Below are 3787 nucleotides of genomic sequence, written 5' to 3' on the forward strand. Positions count from 1 at the left end.
ACAAGATTAGATTTTCGGACCAGCGCCGCAACTGGACCCGCAATCACGTGGATGTTGCCGCGAAGGCCTATCACCGTCTCTGGGCATCCCCTCTCTCTACGTTTATGACACTGGCCGTACTGGCGATTGCACTGGCGTTGCCGGGTGCGTTACTCGCGGGTCTGAAGAACTTGCAGGAATTGAGTGCGAACTGGGGCGCAGAACCGCGTATATCGTTGTACCTGCATACCGAAGTGCAAAATGACAAAGCAGAACAATTGAGCCGTGAATTGTTATTGCGCAATGATCTGGCAGCGGTTGAACTGATCAGCCGTGATCAGGGATTGCTGGAGTTCCGCCAGAGTACGGGTCTGGAAGATGTCTTACAGTATCTATCGGATAACCCACTCCCTACCGTGATTGTTGTCTTACCGTTAGACAAAAGCGCCACGGCGTTACCGATCTTACGTGAGAAGCTGGCAGCAATGCCGGAAGTTGATGAAGCGGTGCTGGATATGGAATGGGTGCAGCGCCTGTCAGCCTTTGTCGCTGTATCTGAACGCGGTGTTCTGGTGTTTGGTACGTTGCTGGCCTTTGCGGTGTTGATGGTGGTGGGTAATACCATTCGTTTGCTGATCGAAAATCGTCGCGATGAAATTGTCGTCGCCAAGCTGGTGGGTGCTACCAATGCCTGGGTGAGGCGTCCGTTTCTCTACACCGGCGCATGGTTTGGTCTGCTGGGTGGCGTGATTGCCTGGGTGTTAATTCAGGTGAGTCTGCTGCTATTGGAACCGCCGGTTGAGCGCCTTGCTGAGCTGTACGAGAGCCAGTTCGAGATCAGTGGGCTGGGTTGGCAGGGATCTATCCTGCTGATTCTGGTGAGTACATTGCTGGGGCTGGCCGGGTCGTGGCTGGCTGTGGGCCGACATTTACGCGAGGTTGAACCGCGGTAACTAAAGCCCTCTGGTATGCGGTTTACCCCCTGTTTTTGCCATCATTCGGCCATTGTTGCATTTGCCGAACGCAGATTTGCTTGATTTATCTTCATATGAGGCGAATCTGCGCCTTCAGTGCCTTGTAATCTGTATGCATCCCCGCTAATTTACACTGTTCTTTTCGGGCGCATTTGCCCGTGTTGGAACTAAATCCTGCTAGGCGGGTCATATTGGCGAGTTTATTTTCGTCATATGCTATGAGGTCAAAATAAGTTGAGCAAAAGCTTACAAGTCATCACAAACCTCTCTCCGGGTCAGAATCTGGATGCATATGTGCAGTCGGTCAGCTCGATCGCTGTGCTGAGCGTAGAAGAGGAACGTAAACTGGCGGATCGTCTGTTTTACGAAGAAGATGTGGAAGCAGCCCGTCAGCTGGTTATGTCCCATCTGCGATTTGTTGTGCATGTGGCGAGATCTTATTCCGGTTATGGTTTGCCACTGGGCGATCTGATTCAGGAAGGTAACGTGGGCCTGATGAAAGCGGTACGCCGTTTTGATCCGACCATGGGTGTGCGTCTGGTGTCATTCGCCGTGCATTGGATCAAAGCTGAAATGCACGAGTTTATCCTGCGAAACTGGCGTATCGTAAAAGTGGCGACCACTAAAGCACAGCGTAAGCTGTTCTTTAACCTGCGTTCCATGAAGAAAGGCCTGACCTGGATGACCAATGACGAAGTCGATGCTGTGGCTTCTGATCTGGGCGTTGAAGCTAAAGCTGTGCGTGAGATGGAAGGACGTCTGGCGGCGCGTGACTCGGCGTTTGATGCGCCGGTTGCCGATGATGATGAAACACCTGCCTACGCACCGGCTAACTATCTCGAAGACTTGAGCGCAGACCCTGCGTCTCAGGTTGAAGATGCCAACTGGAAAGCGGACTCTGAACAGCGTCTGATGGCGGCAATGAAACAGCTGGATGACCGTAGTCAGGACATCCTGATTCAGCGCTGGTTGCACGAAGAGAAAGCAACCTTGCATGAGCTGGCCGCGAAATATCAGGTCTCTGCTGAACGTATTCGTCAGCTTGAAAAGAACGCTATGAAGAAGATCCGAACCTCTCTGGAGGCGTAAAGCGGCGCAGTTGCCCAACGGATCATCGAAGAGTCGCTAACACGCGGCTCTTTTTGTATCTGCCCGTTACGTTTTGTCCGCTATCCCGCGTGATTTCAAATCAAGACGACCCCCAACGCTTTGCGCTATAATCCCGCATCACGAGTATCAGAGACAGAACATGCCTGCATCCATCTTTCTGTTTATTGCCGCCTGTAGCGGATTTATCGCCGTTGCACTGGGAGCCTTTGGTGCTCACGGTCTGAAAGGCCGGTTGGCACCGTACCTGATGGATGTGTTCCAGACCGGCGTGCAGTACCAGTTCTACCATACATTGGCATTGTTGCTGGTGGCGGTACTGGTGTTGCATCAGAACGGGCGGGCTCTGCGGATTGCAGGCTGGAGCTTCACGCTGGGTATGATTCTGTTCTCCGGCAGTCTTTATTTGCTGGCCTTAACCGGCACGCATTGGCTGGGTGCGGTGACCCCTGTTGGCGGTCTGGCGTTCCTGACCGGCTGGGCTGCACTGGCATATTCAGCACTACAACTGAGCAGGAATCCGAACAATGCAGATTAATCTCAACGGTGAATCTCTGGATGTACGCGACGGTGCATCACTGATCGATCTGGTCGAGCAGCTGGGTCTGACCGGCAAACGCATCGCCATCGAGCTCAATATGGAGATCATCCCGCGTAGCGAGCATCCTTCTACGATGCTGGCGCAGAATGACACTGTAGAAATTGTAAATGCGATTGGTGGTGGTTGATCGGTTCAGCCTCATTTATACGCACGCGACAACAGCCATACGATAACGATAAACCTGGGAACATTAAGATGTCAGAGCAAGCGAAAGACGCATTAGTAATTGCCGGCAAGAGCTACAACTCCCGTCTGCTGGTAGGTACCGGCAAATATAAAGATCTGGATGAGACCCGCGAAGCGATTGAAGCCAGTGGCGCTGAGATTGTGACGGTTGCGGTGCGCCGCACGAACATCGGTCAGAACCCGGATGAGCCTAACCTGCTGGACGTTATCACCCCGGATAAATACACCATCCTGCCAAATACCGCAGGCTGCTATACGGCTGATGATGCGGTACGTACCTGTCGTCTGGCACGTGAACTGATGGACGGTCATGATCTGGTTAAGCTGGAAGTATTAGGCGATCAGAAGACGCTGTACCCGAATATGGTTGAAACCATCAAAGCGACTGAAACACTGGTCAAAGATGGCTTCAAAGTGATGGTGTACTGCAACGACGATCCAATCGTTGCCAAGCAGCTTGAAGAGATGGGCTGTGTGGCCGTTATGCCACTGGGCTCCCTGATCGGTTCCGGTCTGGGTATCCTGAACCCGCATAACATCAAAATCATCATGGAAACCGCTCAGGTTCCGGTACTGGTTGATGCCGGTGTTGGTACCGCTTCTGACGCGGCTATCGCGATGGAAATGGGCTGTGAAGGTGTACTGATGAACACCGCGATTGCTGCGGCTAACGATCCTGTGCTGATGGCATCTGCCATGTGCAAAGCGATCAAAGCGGGCCGTGAAGCCTTTCTGGCCGGTCGTATGCCGCGTAAGAAGTATGCCAGCGCATCGTCCCCAATGGACGGCCTGATCAAGTAACACCCCTCGGGCAATATCCTCAGGCCCGATGCATCTGTATCGGGCCTTATTATTTGTAAGACAGTATTAGACAGATCCCCATGACCGAAGAACAGAACAGCACCACACCCGAATCTGAAGCGGGCGAAGAAAAGAAATA

5 protein-coding genes are annotated in these 3787 nt (G+C 52.7%); all 5 read left to right on the forward strand.

From position 1 onward, the window contains the following. On the forward strand, positions 1–932 hold a 932-nt coding region (ftsX, locus tag ABYW01_RS16425), incomplete at its 5' end, for a permease-like cell division protein FtsX (RefSeq protein WP_372834762.1). A gap of 255 nt (positions 933–1187) precedes the next feature. Next, the gene (gene rpoH / locus ABYW01_RS16430) at positions 1188–2042 is read left to right on the forward strand and encodes an RNA polymerase sigma factor RpoH (RefSeq protein ID WP_372834765.1); all 855 of its coding nucleotides are present in this window, start codon (positions 1188–1190) and stop codon (positions 2040–2042) included. A gap of 160 nt (positions 2043–2202) precedes the next feature. Then, entirely contained in the window at positions 2203–2598 is a 396-nt protein-coding gene (locus tag ABYW01_RS16435; protein ID WP_372834766.1) for a DUF423 domain-containing protein, read from the forward strand. Beyond that, complete coding sequence (gene thiS, locus ABYW01_RS16440) at positions 2588–2788, forward strand: sulfur carrier protein ThiS (protein ID WP_193951273.1); 201 nt, start codon at positions 2588–2590, stop codon at positions 2786–2788. The genes ABYW01_RS16435 and thiS overlap by 11 nt, the downstream gene beginning before the upstream one ends. Positions 2789–2856: 68 nt before the next feature. Then, complete coding sequence (locus tag ABYW01_RS16445; protein ID WP_372834769.1) at positions 2857–3648, forward strand: thiazole synthase; 792 nt, start codon at positions 2857–2859, stop codon at positions 3646–3648. The last annotated feature ends 139 nt before the right edge of the window (positions 3649–3787 follow it).

This window comes from Pontibacterium sp. (genome assembly GCF_041587635.1).
Taxonomy (GTDB): Bacteria; Pseudomonadota; Gammaproteobacteria; order Pseudomonadales; family Balneatricaceae; genus Pontibacterium.

What these genes read in the sequence shown, in the direction of transcription:
- ABYW01_RS16445 (WP_372834769.1), top strand. Translation starts at nt 2,857, where the DNA reads ATGTCAGAGCAAGCGAAAGACGCATTAGTAATTGCCGGCAAGAGCTAC.
- thiS (WP_193951273.1), top strand. Translation starts at nt 2,588, where the DNA reads ATGCAGATTAATCTCAACGGTGAATCTCTGGATGTACGCGACGGTGCA.
- ABYW01_RS16435 (WP_372834766.1), top strand. Translation starts at nt 2,203, where the DNA reads ATGCCTGCATCCATCTTTCTGTTTATTGCCGCCTGTAGCGGATTTATC.